This window comes from Legionella micdadei (assembly GCF_000953635.1).
GTDB classification, from domain to species: domain Bacteria; phylum Pseudomonadota; class Gammaproteobacteria; order Legionellales; family Legionellaceae; genus Tatlockia; species Tatlockia micdadei.
Genome location: NZ_LN614830.1, coordinates 1631887 through 1649982, shown reverse-complemented (window position 1 = coordinate 1649982; position 18096 = coordinate 1631887). Strand labels below are relative to the sequence as shown.

Genomic DNA, 18096 nt, shown 5'->3' with positions numbered 1-18096 from the left:
CGTCAATAATAAATAAAAATCTTTTTGCTTAAATTACAATCTAACTGCCAATGGAATGGATGAGTACTTGAGGTAAACTGGAACATAGTGGAGTAAAAAAATTTAATATGCAGTAGTGGTTATAACATGCTCAAACCATGACATAACGCGACATAGAAGAAACTAAACCGGGAACTACTCAAGGGAATACCATTGCCTATACTTGCCGTCTTGCTTCCAGCACATTAGGAATTTGCTCAAGCTTATTCAACAAGCGCGACAGGCTATTTAAGCCGTCAATTTCGACAGTTAAGGTAATAAATGCAGAATTCTCTTGCTTATTAATCTGCGTTTGTAAGGCATAAACATGTGCTTTTTCATTGGAAAGCAAGGAGGTTATGTCTTTTAAAAGTCCTGCCCGATCAAAGGCCTTAATCAGTATATCAACAACGTAATGATCCCGGGTTGCGCTTCCCCAACTCACTTGTAAAAATCGTTGTCGTTGCTTTTCACTGGCATGAATAATATTGGGGCAATCTTGTCGATGTACAGATACTCCGCGTCCCATCGTGATATAGCCAATAACCGCATCACCTGGAACAGGTTGGCAGCAACGAGCCATGTGAGTCAAAAGATTACCCACCCCTTCTATGCGTAAATCGCCACCACTCACCTCGGGCTTTGCTAGGGGTTTCACTATGGTTTGAATTGCTGGAGCACTTGCCTCTGTGGGGGACAAACGGCTAAGGATCTGACCCAATTTAATGTCACCGCGGCCTAAGGCTGCAAGCAAATCATCCAATCGTTTAAAGTTGAGTGACGTAACAACTTCGTTCAAACGATCAGCTTTAATTCCCAAAGCTTTCAATTCTTTTTCAAGAATTTCATGGCCTTCTGCCCGATTTTTGTCATAATCTTGCATTTTAAACCAATGCAAGACTTTGGCTTTAGCACGGGAGGTTTTTAGGTAATTCAGATGGGGATTAATCCAATCCCTTGAAGGCCGTTCATCTTTGCTCGTTAAAATCTCAACACTATCCCCTGTTTTCAGGGCATAAGTGAGCGGAACGATCGTGCCATTAACCTTAGCTCCGCGACATCGATGCCCGATTTGACTATGCACATGGTATGCAAAATCCAACGGGGTAACACCCTGAGGTAAATCAAGCACGTCGCCATCAGGGGTGAAAACATAGACTCTGTCTTCAAGAAATTCCGCTTCAATCGCTTCAGATACCCCTCGGGAAGTGGCCATTTCTTTATGCCAGGCTAATACGTCCCGCAGCCATTCAATTTTGCGTTCGTGGCTTTCTTTTTCGAGCTTTCCACCTTCTTTATATTTCCAGTGGGCTGCAACTCCCATTTCAGCTAGGTCATGCATCTGAAAAGTGCGAATTTGTACTTCAAACACCCGGCCTTCGGGACCTTCAACCGCAGTGTGGAGTGATTGATAGCCATTAGGTTTAGGATTACTGATATAGTCATCAAACTCTGCCGGAATTTGTTTCCATAATGAATGAACCATGCTAAGCACGTCGTAACATTGTTCTGGTGTTTCCACTAAGACACGGACTGCAGTCGCATCATAGATTTCGTCTAAAGAGACATTTTTGCGCTTCATTTTTCGGTAAATACTATGGATGTGCTTAGAGCGGCCGTAAACCTTAAAGTGCTGAGCCCCAGTGGCTCGAATTTGCTTAGTTAACTCTTCAACGATTAGGTTAACATAGCGATCCCTCTCTAATCGCTTCGCTTTCAGTCCCTTTGCTATTGATTTGTAATCTTCAGGATGTAAGTAACGAAAAGCAAGATCTTCCATTTCCCACTTAATTGCCCCTATCCCCAAACGGTTTGCTAAAGGAGCATAAATTTCCATTGCCTCTGTGGCAATTTGTTTACGCATTCCCTCAGGTAATTGGGATGAAGTCCGCAAGACACACAGCCTCTCCGCCAATTTAATAAGAACCACTCTCGCATCATCGACCATTGCGAGGAGCATTTTGCGCACGTTGTCGATTTGATGTTTGTTTTGAGGATATTTGTTAAGTGCTTGCAAGTTATGGATAGCACTCATTTTTTCAATGCCTTTTACTAATTTGGCTATTTGTGATCCTAGTTGCTCCTCTACAACATCTAAAGACAACTCAGCATAATGGACGTTTTCAAATATAATTGCCGCAGTAATGGTTTCTTGATCGGCTTCCAAGTCGGCCAGAATATCAGCCATAGCCAATCCCTGCTGTAAACAGGAAATGCCTGTTTCAGTCGCATGATCTTGGCCTGCTAATTGACTTAAAGTACAGGCATTACGAATTAATTCTAAATCATGAAAATACCCTTTTTCTCCTACTTGGTGTAACCATTGCTCAACGTCTATACCACCTTCGGTTAACCAGGGAGTATCTTCTTTTACTTTAACCATTGCTGTTATCCTTTCTCAAATAAGGCGATGGACTCCACATGGGCAGTGTGTGGAAACATATCCATTACCCCAGCGGCTCGTAGCCGATATCCTTTTTGATTGACTAAAATATTACTGTCTCTTGCCAAAGTTGCTGGATTACAAGAAACATAAACAAGCCGTTGAGGGTTAAGTTTATCGATTTGTTTAATGATTTCCAGCGCACCAGAACGTGGAGGATCCACTAAAAGTTTAGTAAATTGCTGCTTAAATAGCATTGATAAAGCATCAGATTGATCTAAATTTGCACAAAAAAATTCAGTGTTGGTTATTCCATTCATTTGGGCATTCATTCTGGCTCTTGAAACCATGGTTTCGCTGCCTTCAACACCGACTACTCTTTTGCAATGTTTAGCGAGGGGAAGGGAAAAATTTCCTAATCCACAAAAAAGATCTAATACTACATCTTCTTCCGTTAACGCCATTAATTCAAGCGCCCGAGAAACCATTAATCGATTTAAGCCCGCGTTTACCTGGGTGAAATCAGTAGGATGAAAACGAAAATGAATCCTTTCATCCGGTAAAGTATAAGATAAAAAATCATTTCCATCGTCAGGATAAAATAAACTGACGGTATCTACGCCTCCTGGCTGAAGGAAGAGACGAAATTGTGTCTCGCGGCCAAAATGACGTAATTTTTCTTTATCCTTATCACTTAAAGGCTCTAAGTTACGGAAAATTAAAGCAATGTCCTCATCCCCTGCGGCAACTTCAACCTGAGCTATCGTGCTTGGATTATCAAGTGAATTAATCAAGAGGCGTAATTGAATGATCTGTTCGTCAATACGTGCATTTAGCACCGGGCATTGATTAATTTCAGTGATATAACGCGGATTATTTTTCTCCCTGAAACCAACCAAAACGGTTTGTTTTTTTTCAACATAACGCGCGCTCAAGCGTGCTTTGTTTCTATAATGCCATCGCTGACTTGCCAAAGGTTCCAGCAGCATTTCAGGCTGGCAATGCCCCACACGCAGCAGTAAATCAAGAAGTAACGTCTGTTTTTCGTTAATTTGAGCTTGCTCATCAAGATGCTGAAGCGAACAACCTCCGCACATAGTATAATGGGGGCAGCGCGGTTCTACTCGTGAAGGGGATGGTGAAAGAATCGCTACTATTTTTCCTTCATCAAAATCAGCTTTAGTACGTGTGTATTGAAAGGACACTTGCTCACCAGGGAGCGCCCCTTGGATAAAAGTGGTTTTGCCACCCATTCGCGCAATACCCCGGCCATCATGGCTAAATTTTTCTATTAGGGCAGTTTGAACCGTTGAAGGAATGCGTTGGCGTCTCTTACTCATTCAATGTTATCTCTTAATCGATACAATAAATCGGGCTAAACTCTGGGTAAGTTGGATCCTTTAGCCCAACATTTTGATCTTATCCAAGCCTACATGGGGTCAGATGACCTAACTTACAAGAAAATTCTAGGCCGGAAGGATAACATAGCCTCTTACTTCATGTCATGTTGTAGGGTAATGTTAACTCGGGTTAGATTGTCAAAATTTCCTAACAGCCGCGTGCTTTCTAACTCATTTACGTAGAGGTGTGCAAAGATCCTAAAATATAAGTAACATCATTAAAAACCCAATGAATAGCCATGACAATTGCGCTTATTTCTCATCCAGATTGTTTATTACATAACATGGGGCCTGGTCACCCTGAACAACCAGCTCGCATCCGGGTAATAGACGACACACTAAAGCAAAGTGATTTAGTTCATACTTTAAAAATTTATCAAGCCCCACTGGCTAAAGGGCATGATTTATTACGTGTGCACTGTAAGGATCATATCAACAGCGTATTTCGATCCTCTCCAGACCAGGGGCTTATTACTTATGCACCCGACGTCTATATGAATCCCTATTCATTGACCGCTGCACTCCGGGCAGCGGGCGCAGCATTTTTGGGTGTTGATTTGGTTTTAAACAACGAAGTAAACCAAGCCTTTTGTAATGTCCGACCGCCAGGGCATCATGCCGGATGGGATTATGCAATGGGATTTTGTTTCTTCAATAACGTCGCTGCAGCCGTGGCTTATGCGCTCGAACAATATAAACTTAAGCGTATTGTTATTGTTGATTTTGATGTGCACCATGGGAACGGGACAGAAGATATATTTCTGGATGAGCCGCGAGTTTTATTTTGTTCTTCATTCCAATATCCATTTTACCCCTTCAGTGGTGCTGACACAAAAAGCTCGCACATTATTAATATCCCTCTCCCCGCGGGGGCTACGGGGGGATTATTTAGGCAAAAAACCACACAATTATGGTTTGATAAAATAAGAGAATTTCGGCCTGAGATGATTTTTTTCTCAGCTGGGTTTGATGCTTATATTAATGATGATATGGCTAACCTGCTTTTTACCGATACTGATTATCTATGGATAACTGAAAAAATTAAAGCAATTGCGGATGAATTTTGTGGTGGGCGTATTGTGTCGGTTTTGGAAGGTGGGTACTCGTTGGAGGGTTTAGGTTCTTGTGCAGTTGCCCATCTAACTGGTTTCCTTACCACTTCGATATGAAGAATACCTGACAACCCGAACCACGCAAGCAAGCGGATACAAGAGCGCTTGCATCTTATCCACTCCCTCACGTGGCGGTTGACGCGCTTTAAGGCGGCTACGTTAAACCGCCTCAAAAATAGCCGCTGCCCCCATACCAGTACCAATACACATTGTTACCATACCGTAGCGCCCTTTTGTACGGCGAAGACCATGCAATAGAGTTGCTGTACGAATTGCTCCAGTGGCACCTAATGGATGCCCTAAAGCGATAGCGCCACCTAAAGGATTTACCTTTTCTCGGGGTAAATCCACGGTCTTAATCACTGCAAGCGCTTGTGCTGCAAAAGCTTCATTTAACTCTATCCAATCTAATTGGTCTAATTTTAAGCCTGCTTTCTTTAATGCAAGAGGAATAGCTTCAATTGGACCAATACCCATTATCTCTGGCGGCACACCTGCAACTGCATAGCTCAGTAATCGTCCCATGGGCTGTAAATCATATTGCTTAAGGGCTTCTTCCGAGGCCAATAAAGCAATTCCCGCACCATCGCTCGTTTGTGAGCTATTACCCGCAGTAACAGTACCTTTTGCTGCAAATACGGGACGTAAGCGAGCAATCACTTCATAAGAAGTATCTGCACGTGGCCCTTCATCTGCAGAAATCACTCGCTTTTTGCTTATTACTTCCGAAGTTTCAAGATTGGCATGGCGAACAGTAATTTCTATAGGACTGATTTCTTCTTCAAAATCGCCACGTTGCTGGGCAGCAACCGCACGTCGATGACTTTCAGCAGCAAATTCATCTTGTTGTTCGCGTGTGATTTCCCATCGCTTAGCGACATTTTCTGCTGTAATCCCCATACCATAAGCAATAGCGACATGCTCATCATTAAAAATTTCCGGGTTAGCAGTGTATTTGTTGCCTCCCAAAGGCACCATCGACATGGATTCCACTCCACCTGCCAAAGCAAGAGTCATATCTCCTCGGCTGATTGAAGCAGCGGCTGTTGCAATACTTTGCACACCCGAAGAGCAAAAACGGTTGATCGTCATGGCAGGTACTGATTGGGGCAAACCCGCAAGAAGAGAAGCTATCCGTGCCACATTCATACCTTGTTCTGCCTCAGGCATAGCACAACCAATCACGACATCACCAATTGCCTGCCAATCGACTTGTTGGTTACGTTTGATCAGTGTTTTTATCGTATGAGCCAGCAAATCATCCGGCATTGTATGCTTAAATACCCCCCTTGGCGCTTTACCAACAGGAGTACGCAATACATCAACCACGTATACATTTGTCATAACTAGTCTCCTATCTTAGTTGCGCAATGGTTTGCCGGTTTCTAAAAGATGAGTAATGCGTGCTTGGGATAAAGAGGTTTCAGCTAAAGTCAAGAAAGCCTTTTTCTCTAAATGAAGCATCCATTTTTCATCAACTAGCTCACCCTGATTAACTTCGCCGCCACAAATTACTTGAGCGATTTGGTTTGCAAGGAAATAATCATGTTGAGAGATAAATCCTCCCTCGAGCCAGTTGACCAATCCCGCCTGCAAACGAGCATGTCCTTCGCGGCCAGCAACTTTAAAACGGGCTTTGAGCGGTGGTTGATAATTGGCAGCATGTAGTCTCTCAACTTCAGCTAAAGCAGCAAAAAGAACTTCATTTGCATTCATAACCCAGAAATCTCGAGATCGCAAATAACCAAATTGCTTTGCCTCAGGCGCTGATCCAGCAACAGCAGCAGTAGCAATTTGTTGGAAATACGGTTGAATGAATACCATGATGTCTGCATTTTTCGCTTTACATGCTGCACGCATAGCTGCTTCCTTACAGCCACCACCGGCAGGTAGAAGCCCTACCCCTATTTCGACTAACCCTGGATAAGATTCAAAAGCCGCAACGACCGAATCACAATGCATCATCAATTCACAACCTCCCCCCAGAGCACGACCTCGAAGTGCTGCGACGACTGGAATCGTTGAGTATTTTAGACGCATCACCATGCGCTGGAATTGGCTAATCATTTCATCCACAGCGCCCATTCTTTTTGCTTTAAGCAACTCAGCTATTCCACGTAAGTCCGCTCCAGAACTGAAATTTGCGATATCGGATTGATGAATAATCATACCCTTGCACGTGTTTTCTGCTTTTTCAAGAGCAATCTCAAGACCTTCTAATACCGCTTGTCCTATTGTGTTTGCTTTTGATTTGAAATTAAGCACTGCAACATCATCTTTAAGATGCCATAAATGAACCCCTTCATTTTCAAATAGAGTCGTTTTAGGGTGGCTGCCCTCCTTTATGACCTTATCAGGGAAAAATTGTCGTTGGTAAACAGGTAAACGGCTGCGCGTTTTGTGTGTTTTTTCTTGTGGCGAATACGCACCTTCTTTGTTATAAAAACTATCGATTTCACTTATCCAATCAGGCAACATAGCTTGGCTTAGGTTTTCTTTAGAGGAAATCGCATTTTTTATACTTTCAAGCATTTCAGTGAAACCAGCAATCTGCCATGTTTCAAAGGGCCCTTGCTGCCAACCAAATCCCCAGCGAATGGCCAAATCAACATCACGAACATTATTGGCAATCCCTTGCAAATGGTAAGCACAATAATGGAAGAGATCGCGGTAGCAAGCTGTTATAAATTTAGCTTGTTTATCATTTGAAGCGATTAGTTGCTGCATACGCTCAACAGGATCAGTTGTTTTCATGATTCCTGCAAGCTCTTGGCTAACCTCACCCTTTGCAGCACGATAATTGCCTAATTCCAAGTCATAGACCTCAATGGTTTTGCCTGCTTTACGATAAATCCCTTGACCTGTTTTTTGGCCTAAATGCCCATCATTAACCAGTTGAGTAAACCAATTTGGCAATTTAAACAGGGGGTGCCAGGGATCATCTTTTAACTGCTCTTCCATCGTATGCACCACATGTTGCATCGTATCTAAGCCTACCACATCCATAGTTCTAAATGTGGCTGACTTCGGACGGCCAAGTAAAGGGCCGGTAAGGGCATCGACCTCATCGAAACCAAGTTTCATTGCTTGTGCGTGATGGATAGTCGCTAATAAAGAAAACACACCAATGCGGTTTGCAATGAAATTCGGTGTATCTTTAGCACGAATAACACCTTTACCCAGATAACTGGTTAACCAGGCTTCCAAATTATCGACTAAATGCGCAGCAGTTGTCTCTGCAGGTATTAATTCAGCCAAGTGCATATAGCGTGGCGGGTTAAAGAAATGAACTCCACAAAAGTGCTCACGAAGGGCTTCGGGCAGTACCGTACTAAGTCGATTTACACTTAACCCAGAAGTATTGCTCACTAAAATACAGTGTTTACTCAAATGAGGGGCAATACGGCGATATAAGTCTTCTTTCCAATCTAATCGTTCTGCAATTGCTTCAATGACCAGATCACAATCAGCCAAATCAGCCAAATTTTGTTCATAATTTTTTGCTTGTAAAAAATTTGCGGTTTCTGCAGTGGCTAAGGGTGCTGGCTTTAACTTACCAAGATTGGCAATTGCTTTACTGACTAGCTCATTCGGTGAGCCTTCTTTAGCTGGTAAATCAAACAACAAGGTTTCAATTCCTGCATTCACGCAGTGCGCTGCAATTTGTGCCCCCATTACTCCAGCACCTAATACAGCGACTTTTTTAATGTGAAATGGTTCCTGCATGATTCATGTCCTTTGTTGAGAATAAACATTGTCCCTCGAGTATGTTCGAAAGACATCCTACTCCTAACGACCATTCAATAAAGCGGGTTGAAAACCGTACCCAACATTCAGAGAGTATTCACTTGATGTTGGGTCAAACGGCCAACCTACTTGAAGAGTAGATTCCACTTTCGCGGCTATGGCAGTTCGCCCTAATCGCAAGGATATCCCGCCTATGACAAATTAAAACGTATACCTTGGGCAAGTGGTAACTCATTTCCCCAATTGATGGTATTTGTTTGGCGGCGCATGTAGGCTTTCCACGAATCGGATCCTGACTCACGGCCCCCGCCCGTCTCTTTTTCACCACCAAATGCACCGCCTATTTCTGCTCCAGAAGTGCCGATATTGATATTGGCGATCCCGCAATCACTACCTAAAGCACTTAAGAAATATTCCGCACTCTTAAGATTTTGAGTAAACATAGCAGAAGATAACCCTTGAGGAACTCCGTTTTGAAGGTTAACGGCTTCTTCTAGTGTACGGTAAGGCATCACATAGAGGATAGGCGCAAAAGTTTCTTCTTGCACGATTTCCCATTCATTTTTTATTTCTGTTACTAAGGTTGGCTGGACAAAATATCCAGGCCTATTTATTACTTGCCCGCCAAACACAATTTGTCCACCTGCGTCTTTAATACGGGTAACGGCATTTTTAAACTGGGTCACTGCCTGCTGATCAATCAAAGGCCCCATTAAATTTTTACTGTCCAACGGATCCCCAATGGTGATTTGCTCATAAGCATGTCGCAATCGTTCAATCACGTTGCGATACATGTTTTCATGCACAAACAACCGACGCGTTGACGTACACCGTTGACCTGCAGTTCCCACTGCACCGAATACAATTGCTGGAATTGCCAGATTCAAATCAGCGGATTCATCTAGGATAATTGCGTTATTTCCGCCTAACTCCAGGATAGTCTTGCCAAGGCGGGCGGCTACTTTGGCAGCTATTTGCCTGCCCACTGCTGTTGATCCTGTAAATGAAATCAACGGAATACGTGAATCATTGACCATCTCATTCGCAATGTCATGGGAACTTGGAATAATCAGAGGGAAAATTTCCGGGCTATTGTTTTTTTGCAGCACTTGGTTACAAATATGTTGGACAGCGATTGCACAGAGTGGTGTCTTGGCAGAAGGCTTCCATAAAGTGACATTGCCACAAATAGCAGCAATAAATGCATTCCATGACCAAACAGCGACTGGGAAATTAAATGCAGAGATAACTCCCACGATTCCATAAGGATGCCATTGCTCATACATACGATGATTAGGCCGCTCAGAATGCATGGTATTACCATAAAGCATACGGGATTGTCCTACGGCAAAATCAGCAATGTCGATCATTTCTTGGACTTCACCATCACCCTCTTGCTTTGATTTACCCATTTCCAAGGAAACTAAGCTACCCAATGCATCTTTATGTTCACGCAACGCTTCGCCAATTTGACGGATAATTTCACCACGTTTGGGCGCGGGCACTTGCTTCCATGCTAAAGCAGCTTGCTGGGCACATTCTAAAATGTGCTGATAATCTTGCATTGAGCAGGTAGCTATCTCAGCGAGTTTTTCCCCATTGGCTGGGTTAACTGAAACTAAGCGGTTTGAGCCCGTTTCGCTATGCCAGCCATATCCGCTGAATGCACCCGGATTAATTTCACTAATATTCAGACGCTTTAATAAATCCATCAGTTTCTCCTAAGCATAATGGCGGCCAAACCGGTTAGCCAGAACATCAGCGAGGCGGAAATTCTCTTGTAGAATCAGACCATGGTATTCGTTCGCTTGCCCCATGACTAAATCAACGACTGCACACACACCGGCAGCGGTACTGACCTGAATTGCTGACCATTCAAGACCGCGAATTTCTTCTGGGTATATTTTTTTAACATAACTCTTTTCAGTGAGTTCGCCCTGCTTAATACCTTCCACAGTGACATAGACAATGACGATATCTTGATAGGTTTTAGGTATTGCGCGTTCGAGAATGCGCTTGAGGGTTTCGCGATCTTCATTTAATTTTAGATCGTTCATTAAAAGACGCATTTTTTCACAGTGACCTGGATATCGCATCGTTTTATAATTTAAAGTTTGAATTTTTCCTAGATAAAGTTCAGCTAAACTGCCTAAGCCACCCGAAGTATTAAACGCTTCATATTCACACCCATCAATTTGAATCGCTTCTCGGCCTTCTAAAGGCTTAAGGACGATGGGTTTACCGTTTTCAATCCCATAGCAAGGATTACCGTATTCATTAATAACCCCATCCGTTGACCAGGTCAGAGAATACTGGAGCGCATTGTTAGCACGCTGCGGTAAGGCTCCCACACGTAGCTTTGCGTGATAGCACTGTTCGAATTCTTTCATTAAGCTGTTTGCAGCAATACTAATAAAACCAGGGGCAAGGCCGCATTGGGGCACAAACGCAGTTTCCGAATTTTTTGCAATTGCTTTCACAGCCTCAGTGACAGAAGTGTCTTCGGTTAGATCGAAATAGTGAGCTTTTGCCGCTTTTGCCGCTTCGGCAACATGCGTATTGAGGTAATAAGGAAGACTTGAAATGACAGCAACGATTTTGTTTTCACATAAGTAAGCTCGTGTGGATTCTTTATCTTTAACATCGAGCGCAACTGTCTTAATTTCTGGCATCGCTTGCAGTAATCGCTTCACATCTGTTCCTGCAAACTCAAAATCAGCTAGATGGACTTCATAATCGCCACTATCCGCTAATAAACAGGCAATCAAACTTCCAATTTTTCCCGCGCCCGTAATCATCACGTTATACATACATTCCTTCTCCATTGTAAAACGAATCGTCATCGTACACTAAAAAAGTAGTGTTTGAATATACTTAGGGTGTAGGTTTATCAAAAGTGGCAGCCAGTACTTGTGTTTTATTTGTAAGAATCTTGACCTTTTTAAATTAGTCCTTTATCGTCCATTCTTTTAATTACAAAAATAAGAATGACTCGGATAAGTACTGTAAGCAAGCTGACTGTTATTTCAACAAAAGCTGCAAAATACAACCATCTTTTACGTGCGTTTCTATCCGGCTCACTTCTGCCATTCAGTTTTGCCCCGTTCCACTTCCCTGGTGCTGCCATCCTAGGATTAGCCCTCTTTTATGCCCAACTAAACCGAGGGCAAAGCCGCCATGCTTTCTTAAACGGACTTTTTTTCGGCCTTGGTTATTTTGGGTTAGGCACCTCCTGGATATACGTGAGTATTCACGAATATGGTCATTTAAATAGCTTTATTTCCGCTTTTATTACCCTTGTTTTCCTGCTTTATCTTTCTCTATTTCCCGCAATCATGGCCTTCGTTTATAGGAAACTTACCCATCAGAAAACAACAATCTTTTCTTGCTTATTGTTTAGCTCGCTATGGATTTTATTTGAATTTTTCCGCTCAACCTTCCTAAGTGGGTTTCCATGGTTATTGATTGGGTTTGGTCAGTTTGATGCGCCAATTAAACATTTATTACCTATAGTAGGTGTATTAGGCGTAGGGTTTTTAACCTGTTTTGCAGCCACTTTATTGACCACCAGTACGCAGCAAACAGGAGTTAAGCGGTATATCTACTTAGCTGCGTTTGTCTTACTACTTCTATCTCCAGTGTTGTTAAAGCCTCTTAATTGGGCGAAGGAAAACCCAGAACCGATATCTGTAGGGGTAATTCAAGCCAATTTATCCATGCGGGATAAATGGGATGAAAACTTATTTTGGCAATTATTAGAGCGTTATAAACAAGATACTGACAAATTACTCGGAACAAAGTTGATCGTGATGCCTGAATCAGCTATCCCTCTACCGCCTAGTTACATTGAGAATTTTCTCAGTGATATCCATGAGCGTGCAAAGCAAGCCGGCAGCGCTGTGATGTTGGGTATTCCTCAACCCACTTCAGTGGAAGAAAATTATTTTTTTAATGCTTTGATAACCTTAGGCCAGGCAAAAGGCTCATACCTAAAGCAACACCTTGTCCCTTTTGGCGAATACATTCCTGGGCCATTGCAAGCGATTAGCAATTGGTTAGCTATCCCTGACGCTGATTTAAAACCTGGACAAAAAAATCAACCCCTTGTCAAAGTACAAAAACATACGGTTGCCACTTTAATATGTTATGAATTGGCTTTTGGGGATTTATTACGCCACCAACTACCCAAAGCAGAGTGGATTGTTTCAATTAGTGATGATGGGTGGTTCGGCCGTTCCCTAGCCATGTATCAACACTTGCAAATGGCTCAAGTTCGCTCGTTAGAGACAGCGCGCTATCAAGTTGTTGCCAATAACGATGGGTTATCGTCGATTATTAACACAAAGGGAGAAATTGTCTCATCTTTGCCTGCTTTTAGTGCAGGAATTTTAAAGGCTGAGCTTTTCTCTGCGACTGGCTTGACTCCTTGGGTTTATTTTGGCAATTTACCTATATTACTGGTTTGTGCATTAATTACACTTATTTATACTGGTTTTCGCATTAAGAAATCAAAACTAAACACTTAAACTATTGCTGCAGAGCACAAGAGGCGTTATTCTTACCGCCTCACTGAGATTTACATTATGACTATGGATAACACCTATATACCACGAGAAGTTGAAGAACAAGCTCAGCAATATTGGCTTAAAAAACAATCATTTAACGTCTCTGAAGACTTAAATAGAGAAAAATTTTACTGCTTATCCATGTTCCCTTACCCAAGTGGAACCTTGCATATGGGGCATGTCCGTAATTATACCTTAGGTGATGTGATTGCCCGCTATCACCGTGCTTTAGGAAAAAACGTCCTGCAGCCTATTGGCTGGGACGCTTTTGGCCTACCCGCCGAAAATGCTGCAATTAAACATGGCATTCACCCTGCTGAATGGACTAAAAAGAACATTGCTTCAATGAAAGAGCAGTTCTTAAGATTAGGCAATGCTTATGACTGGAAACGCGAGCTTGCCACTTGCGATCCTGATTATTACCGATGGGAACAATGGTTTTTCATTAAACTTTACGAAAAGGGTTTAGTTTATAAGAAAAATGCTGTGGTTAACTGGGATCCAGTCGACCAGACAGTATTAGCCAATGAACAAGTTGTGGATGGACGCGGTTGGCGTTCTGGCGCTCTAGTTGAGCGGCGCGAAATTCCTCAATGGTTCATCAAAATCACTGCCTATGCCGATGAACTCCTAGATGATCTTGATACCCTTGATGAATGGCCTGCCCAAGTGAAGCAGATGCAAAGAAATTGGATTGGACGCTCTGAGGGCTGCGAAATAAGCTTTAAGGTTATTGGTTTTCCCAAGCGCTTAAAAATCTATACTACTCGGGCAGACACGCTAATGGGAGCAACATACCTTGCAGTAGCTCCTGATCACCCCTTAGCGAAAGAGGCTGCAAGCCATAAACCTGAGGTTCAAACGTTCCTTGACAGCTGTCAAGGCGTACGTATGGCTGAGGCAGATATTGCTACCATGGAAAAACGCGGCATCGATACGGGTATGAAAGCAATCCATCCCATTACTGGAGACGAATTACCTGTATGGATTGCTAATTTTGTCTTGATGCAATACGGCTCAGGTGCGGTGATGTCGGTACCCGCTCATGATCAGCGGGATTGGGAGTTTGCCCGCAAATATAGTTTGCCTTTAAAGGAGGTGATCAAACCCGTTGACGGGAGCACTCACAATTACTCAACAGCGGCGTTTACTGCCCAAGGCGAGCTGATCAACTCAGGGCAATTTGATGGTTTATCCTCAGCGGATGCCATGAAAGAGATAGCCAGTTACCTTGAAATCAATGATGCCGGAAAAGTAACAATTAACTATCGCCTGCGTGACTGGGGCATTTCCCGCCAACGTTATTGGGGAGCTCCTATTCCCATGATTCATTGCGAAGAATGCGGAATAGTGCCTGTACCCGAAGAAGATTTGCCTGTGACTTTACCGGAAAATATCGAATTCACTGGAAGTGGATCGCCTTTGGCTCACTGCAGTGAATTTCTGCAAACGAAATGCCCTAAATGCGGCCAAGATGCCACTCGCGAGACAGACACCTTTGATACATTCATCGAATCTTCCTGGTACTATGCTCGTTTTGCTTGTAAAGGCCAAGATAATGCTATGCTTGATGATCGAGCCAAATACTGGACTCCTGTTGATCAATATATCGGTGGCATAGAACATGCCGTCATGCACTTACTTTATGCCCGTTTCTTCCACAAACTTATGCGGGATGAAGGTTTAGTGAATTCAGATGAGCCCTTTAAAGCATTATTGACTCAAGGAATGGTTCTTAAAGATGGACACAAAATGTCAAAATCTTTGGGCAATGTCGTTGATCCTAACCATTTGATCGACACTTATGGCGCAGATACAGCACGCTTGTTCGTCATGTTCGCAGCACCGCCTGATCAATCCCTGGAATGGTCAGATGCTGGAGTTGAAGGTGCCCATCGTTTTTTAAAACGCATCTGGTCATTTGCTTATCAACATCAGCAAACCCTAATTGATATTAACGATGCAATTATTGGGGGAAATGGCCATATTGATTGGCAAAACACAGAAAGCCGCCTTAAAAAATCACGCTTACTCACCCACCAGATCTTAACGCAAGCTAATGCTGATTATGAACGGCATCAGTTTAATACGGTCGTATCTGGTTGCATGAAATTATTTAATGAGCTGTCCACCTATGAAATTGTGACCGAAGAAGATAAATATTTCCTGCACTCGGGAATGAGTATCCTGCTCCGTCTTTTGGCTCCCATTACTCCCCATATTTGCCATTATCTGTGGCTGCAGCTAGGTTTTGATAAAATTATTATCGACGCAGGATGGCCAAAGATTGACAAAAGCGCATTAAAGACAGACGAGCTAACTTTTGTTGTACAAGTCAATGGTAAATTGAGGGCTGAATTTACGACCACCAGTGATGCTTCAGAAGATGCTCTTATCGAATTAGCCAAACAGCATGCACATTCTTTTATTAACGATAAAACCGTTAAGAAAGCGGTGGTTGTCATTCACCGTCAATTGATTAATTTGGTAGTAGCTTAATGTTAAAACGCTATTTCATTATTGCTGCTATCGCTTTACTTACTGGATGCGGCTTTCATTTACGTGGTTTAAGTCAACTGCCCGCTTGGCTTAATGGCAAAAATATAGCAATTATTATCCAAAATGCTCATCGCGACCTAGGGCCAATGTTGAAAGATCAATTGGAATCCTATAAAGCTCGCGTAGTGCCCAACCCGACGCAAGCAGATTATCTGCTTATCATCGAAGCGGATGGAATCCAGCAACAAATAACCAGCGTCGCAGCCAGTACTGCCCCTCGACAATATCAACTGATTTACGATGTGCAATTTACTCTTGTCAAAGCTAAAGGAGAAGTTATTATTCCCTCAAGCCACGTTTATATAACCCGACAATTAACAGTGAACAGTGATAGAATCTTAGGATCTAATCTCGAGGAAGCGCAGATCAGTTACGAAATGCGTCGTGAAGCAGCGATGCAGATAATGAATCGCATAGGGCGTGGAAGCAGAGGTTTGGGCGTAACTCCAACAACCACTGCACCAATCGGCTGAGGAGTTTTATCTTCTCGGTTCTAAGACTAGCAGGCTGAGTCGGTTGACCGAACATGGATTTAAACATGATTTCGCATGTTGATAAACGACCCAATCTTACACTACCGGCTTGGATCCCCTAACTGTATATTTGGAAATTAAGACACTGTGAGGCATTTATGCTTATTAAACTGCAAGCACTAGAAGCAATCTTGCATCAAAAACTCGCTGCACTGTATGTCTTATTTGGTCAGGATCTATATCTATTAGACCAAGCAGCACAATCCATTAAATCAGCTTGGCAGGCGGCAAATAATCATGAATCAGAAGAAACGATTTTATACGTGGACACCCCTTCTGATTGGGCTTTATTAGATACAAAAGCAAACAGCTACTCCTTATTCTCTAACAGCATGTTAATCGATATTCGATATGAGAAAAAAACAATTGAGGCAAATGCTAAAATCTTTTTCACTCATTATTTGCAAGCTATTAACAGCTCATGTTTACTTCTCCTACGTGCCCCTAATTTATCTCTCAAACAACTACAATGGTTAATTGACCATGATTGCGTCCATGGTGTACAAGCAAGCCCTCTCAACGCTACTGCGTTACAAACCTGGATTAGTGAGCAGCTACGGAAAAAAGCAATAAAGTTTGAACCTCAAATTCCGGCTTTAATTTATCAGTATACTCAGAGTAATATGTACGCTTGTGCGCAAGCAATAGAAAAGCTTGAACTCATTGCCGATCCCAATGTTGTTTTTACAACAAAACTTGTACAGGAACAGCTTGTTGATCAATGTGATTACCAGCTTTTTGAATTAGCTGATGCTTGTTTGACACAAAATTCAGACAAAACTATTCATTTATTACGCTATGCAGCGAATAGCAAAGTTGAACCTACTCTGATTTTATGGCTATTAACTCAGGAAATTAGGCAATTAATTCAGTTATTAGAATTAACCCATCAACAATCAGTATCCTTCAATGCTGCTTGTAATCAATTAAAAATTTGGCCACAAAAAGCCAGACTTTACCAATCAGCCTGCAAAAGAGCGCAATTGCCGGAATTGTTTCATTTGCTGCAATTTTGTAAAACAACCGATGAACGTATAAAATCAAGTCAAAATAATCAAATTTGGCAGGCATTGGAGCAAATCGCACTTTCGCTTTGCTTAGCTAAGCAGGTAGGTCATTTTGCGTAATCTTGTTATTTACGGGGGCACGTTTGATCCTCCTCACAATGGTCACATTAATACAGCGATTAATGTGCAAAACCATTTTAATTTTGATTGTTTCCTTTTTTTACCTTGCAAAACACCCGTACTAAAAAATCACGCTGTTGCAACGCCTGAACAACGAATTCAAATGTTAAAACTTGCTTTGGCCTCCCAAAGCAAGCAAAACAATTTTAAGATTGACTTGTCTGAAATCCACCGGGCTACCCCTTCCTACATGGTCGATAGCTTACAGCATTTCCGGAAAGAATATGGTGAAAATGTAGCCATCACCCTTTTAATGGGTGCGGATGCTTTTAGCCAGCTACCTCGCTGGCACGCCTGGAGAAAACTGCTAACACTTGCCAATTTGCTGGTTATTAAACGTGCAGGATTTACCGAAGAGACTAATGACGCTCTAATCAAAGCATTATTGCTTAAGCATGAAACCCATGATGATACGGCAATGACTAAACAACCTCATGGCCTAATTTACCGCTTTGATGCTGGCAATTTTAATTTTTCTTCTACCTGGATTCGCGAACAACTCGGTGAAAACAGGGATCTCACCGATTTTTTACCTCAGGCAGTTATACGTTACATTAAGCGGGAAAGTTTATACTCTAAGCAATCATAAGCA

The 18096-nt window shown here is 42.5% G+C and carries 12 protein-coding genes; 6 read left to right on the top strand and 6 right to left on the bottom strand.

Annotated features, from left to right (window positions below):
* Nucleotides 1-196: 196 nt before the first annotated feature.
* Nucleotides 197-2401 carry a GTP diphosphokinase gene (relA, locus tag LMI_RS07280; protein ID WP_045099202.1) on the bottom strand — a complete coding sequence of 735 codons (2205 nt, stop codon included), beginning with the start codon at nucleotides 2399-2401 and terminating at the stop codon, nucleotides 197-199.
* Nucleotides 2402-2406: 5 nt separating this feature from the next.
* Complete coding sequence (rlmD, locus tag LMI_RS07275; protein WP_045099201.1) at nucleotides 2407-3741, bottom strand: 23S rRNA (uracil(1939)-C(5))-methyltransferase RlmD; 1335 nt, start codon at nucleotides 3739-3741, stop codon at nucleotides 2407-2409.
* Nucleotides 3742-4040: 299 nt separating this feature from the next.
* On the opposite strand from rlmD, the gene LMI_RS07270 reads away from it, so the two are divergent.
* On the top strand, nucleotides 4041-4970 hold the full coding sequence (locus tag LMI_RS07270; RefSeq protein WP_045099200.1) for a histone deacetylase family protein: 930 nt from the start codon (nucleotides 4041-4043) through the stop codon (nucleotides 4968-4970).
* Nucleotides 4971-5072: 102 nt separating this feature from the next.
* Here the strand turns inward: LMI_RS07270 and LMI_RS07265 are convergent, their stop codons facing one another.
* From LMI_RS07265 to LMI_RS07250, 4 genes are all read right to left on the bottom strand, one after another.
* Entirely contained in the window at nucleotides 5073-6257 is a 1185-nt protein-coding gene (locus LMI_RS07265; protein ID WP_045099199.1) for an acetyl-CoA C-acyltransferase, read from the bottom strand.
* Between the two features lie 15 nt (nucleotides 6258-6272).
* On the bottom strand, nucleotides 6273-8639 hold the full coding sequence (locus tag LMI_RS07260; protein ID WP_045099198.1) for a 3-hydroxyacyl-CoA dehydrogenase/enoyl-CoA hydratase family protein: 2367 nt from the start codon (nucleotides 8637-8639) through the stop codon (nucleotides 6273-6275).
* Between the two features lie 212 nt (nucleotides 8640-8851).
* Nucleotides 8852-10372 (bottom strand): L-piperidine-6-carboxylate dehydrogenase, encoded by a 1521-nt coding sequence (gene amaB, locus LMI_RS07255; protein ID WP_045099197.1) that lies wholly within the window; start codon nucleotides 10370-10372, stop codon nucleotides 8852-8854.
* Between the two features lie 9 nt (nucleotides 10373-10381).
* Complete coding sequence (locus LMI_RS07250) at nucleotides 10382-11470, bottom strand: saccharopine dehydrogenase family protein (protein ID WP_045099196.1); 1089 nt, start codon at nucleotides 11468-11470, stop codon at nucleotides 10382-10384.
* Nucleotides 11471-11647: 177 nt separating this feature from the next.
* On the opposite strand from LMI_RS07250, the gene lnt reads away from it, so the two are divergent.
* From lnt to nadD, 5 genes are all read left to right on the top strand, one after another.
* Nucleotides 11648-13186 (top strand): apolipoprotein N-acyltransferase, encoded by a 1539-nt coding sequence (gene lnt, locus LMI_RS07245; RefSeq protein ID WP_045099195.1) that lies wholly within the window; start codon nucleotides 11648-11650, stop codon nucleotides 13184-13186.
* A gap of 63 nt (nucleotides 13187-13249) precedes the next feature.
* Nucleotides 13250-15724, top strand: a complete 2475-nt coding sequence (leuS, locus tag LMI_RS07240) for a leucine--tRNA ligase (protein ID WP_045100636.1) — start codon at nucleotides 13250-13252, stop codon at nucleotides 15722-15724.
* The gene (locus LMI_RS07235; RefSeq protein WP_045099194.1) at nucleotides 15724-16257 is read left to right on the top strand and encodes an LPS-assembly lipoprotein LptE; all 534 of its coding nucleotides are present in this window, start codon (nucleotides 15724-15726) and stop codon (nucleotides 16255-16257) included. The genes leuS and LMI_RS07235 overlap by 1 nt, the downstream gene beginning before the upstream one ends.
* A gap of 158 nt (nucleotides 16258-16415) precedes the next feature.
* A complete protein-coding gene (gene holA / locus LMI_RS07230) occupies nucleotides 16416-17444 on the top strand; it encodes a DNA polymerase III subunit delta (RefSeq protein WP_045099193.1) in 1029 nt (342 codons plus the stop codon).
* Nucleotides 17437-18093: a nicotinate-nucleotide adenylyltransferase gene (nadD, locus tag LMI_RS07225; RefSeq protein ID WP_045099192.1), complete on the top strand. Its 657-nt coding sequence runs from the start codon at nucleotides 17437-17439 to the stop codon at nucleotides 18091-18093. The genes holA and nadD overlap by 8 nt, the downstream gene beginning before the upstream one ends.
* Nucleotides 18094-18096 lie beyond the last annotated feature (3 nt).

What these genes read in the sequence shown, in the direction of transcription:
- holA (WP_045099193.1), top strand. Translation starts at nt 16,416, where the DNA reads ATGCTTATTAAACTGCAAGCACTAGAAGCAATCTTGCATCAAAAACTC.
- rlmD (WP_045099201.1), bottom strand. Translation starts at nt 3,741, where the DNA reads ATGAGTAAGAGACGCCAACGCATTCCTTCAACGGTTCAAACTGCCCTA.
- LMI_RS07265 (WP_045099199.1), bottom strand. Translation starts at nt 6,257, where the DNA reads ATGACAAATGTATACGTGGTTGATGTATTGCGTACTCCTGTTGGTAAA.
- amaB (WP_045099197.1), bottom strand. Translation starts at nt 10,372, where the DNA reads ATGGATTTATTAAAGCGTCTGAATATTAGTGAAATTAATCCGGGTGCA.
- leuS (WP_045100636.1), top strand. Translation starts at nt 13,250, where the DNA reads ATGGATAACACCTATATACCACGAGAAGTTGAAGAACAAGCTCAGCAA.
- relA (WP_045099202.1), bottom strand. Translation starts at nt 2,401, where the DNA reads ATGGTTAAAGTAAAAGAAGATACTCCCTGGTTAACCGAAGGTGGTATA.
- LMI_RS07235 (WP_045099194.1), top strand. Translation starts at nt 15,724, where the DNA reads ATGTTAAAACGCTATTTCATTATTGCTGCTATCGCTTTACTTACTGGA.
- LMI_RS07260 (WP_045099198.1), bottom strand. Translation starts at nt 8,639, where the DNA reads ATGCAGGAACCATTTCACATTAAAAAAGTCGCTGTATTAGGTGCTGGA.
- LMI_RS07250 (WP_045099196.1), bottom strand. Translation starts at nt 11,470, where the DNA reads ATGTATAACGTGATGATTACGGGCGCGGGAAAAATTGGAAGTTTGATT.
- lnt (WP_045099195.1), top strand. Translation starts at nt 11,648, where the DNA reads ATGACTCGGATAAGTACTGTAAGCAAGCTGACTGTTATTTCAACAAAA.
- LMI_RS07270 (WP_045099200.1), top strand. Translation starts at nt 4,041, where the DNA reads ATGACAATTGCGCTTATTTCTCATCCAGATTGTTTATTACATAACATG.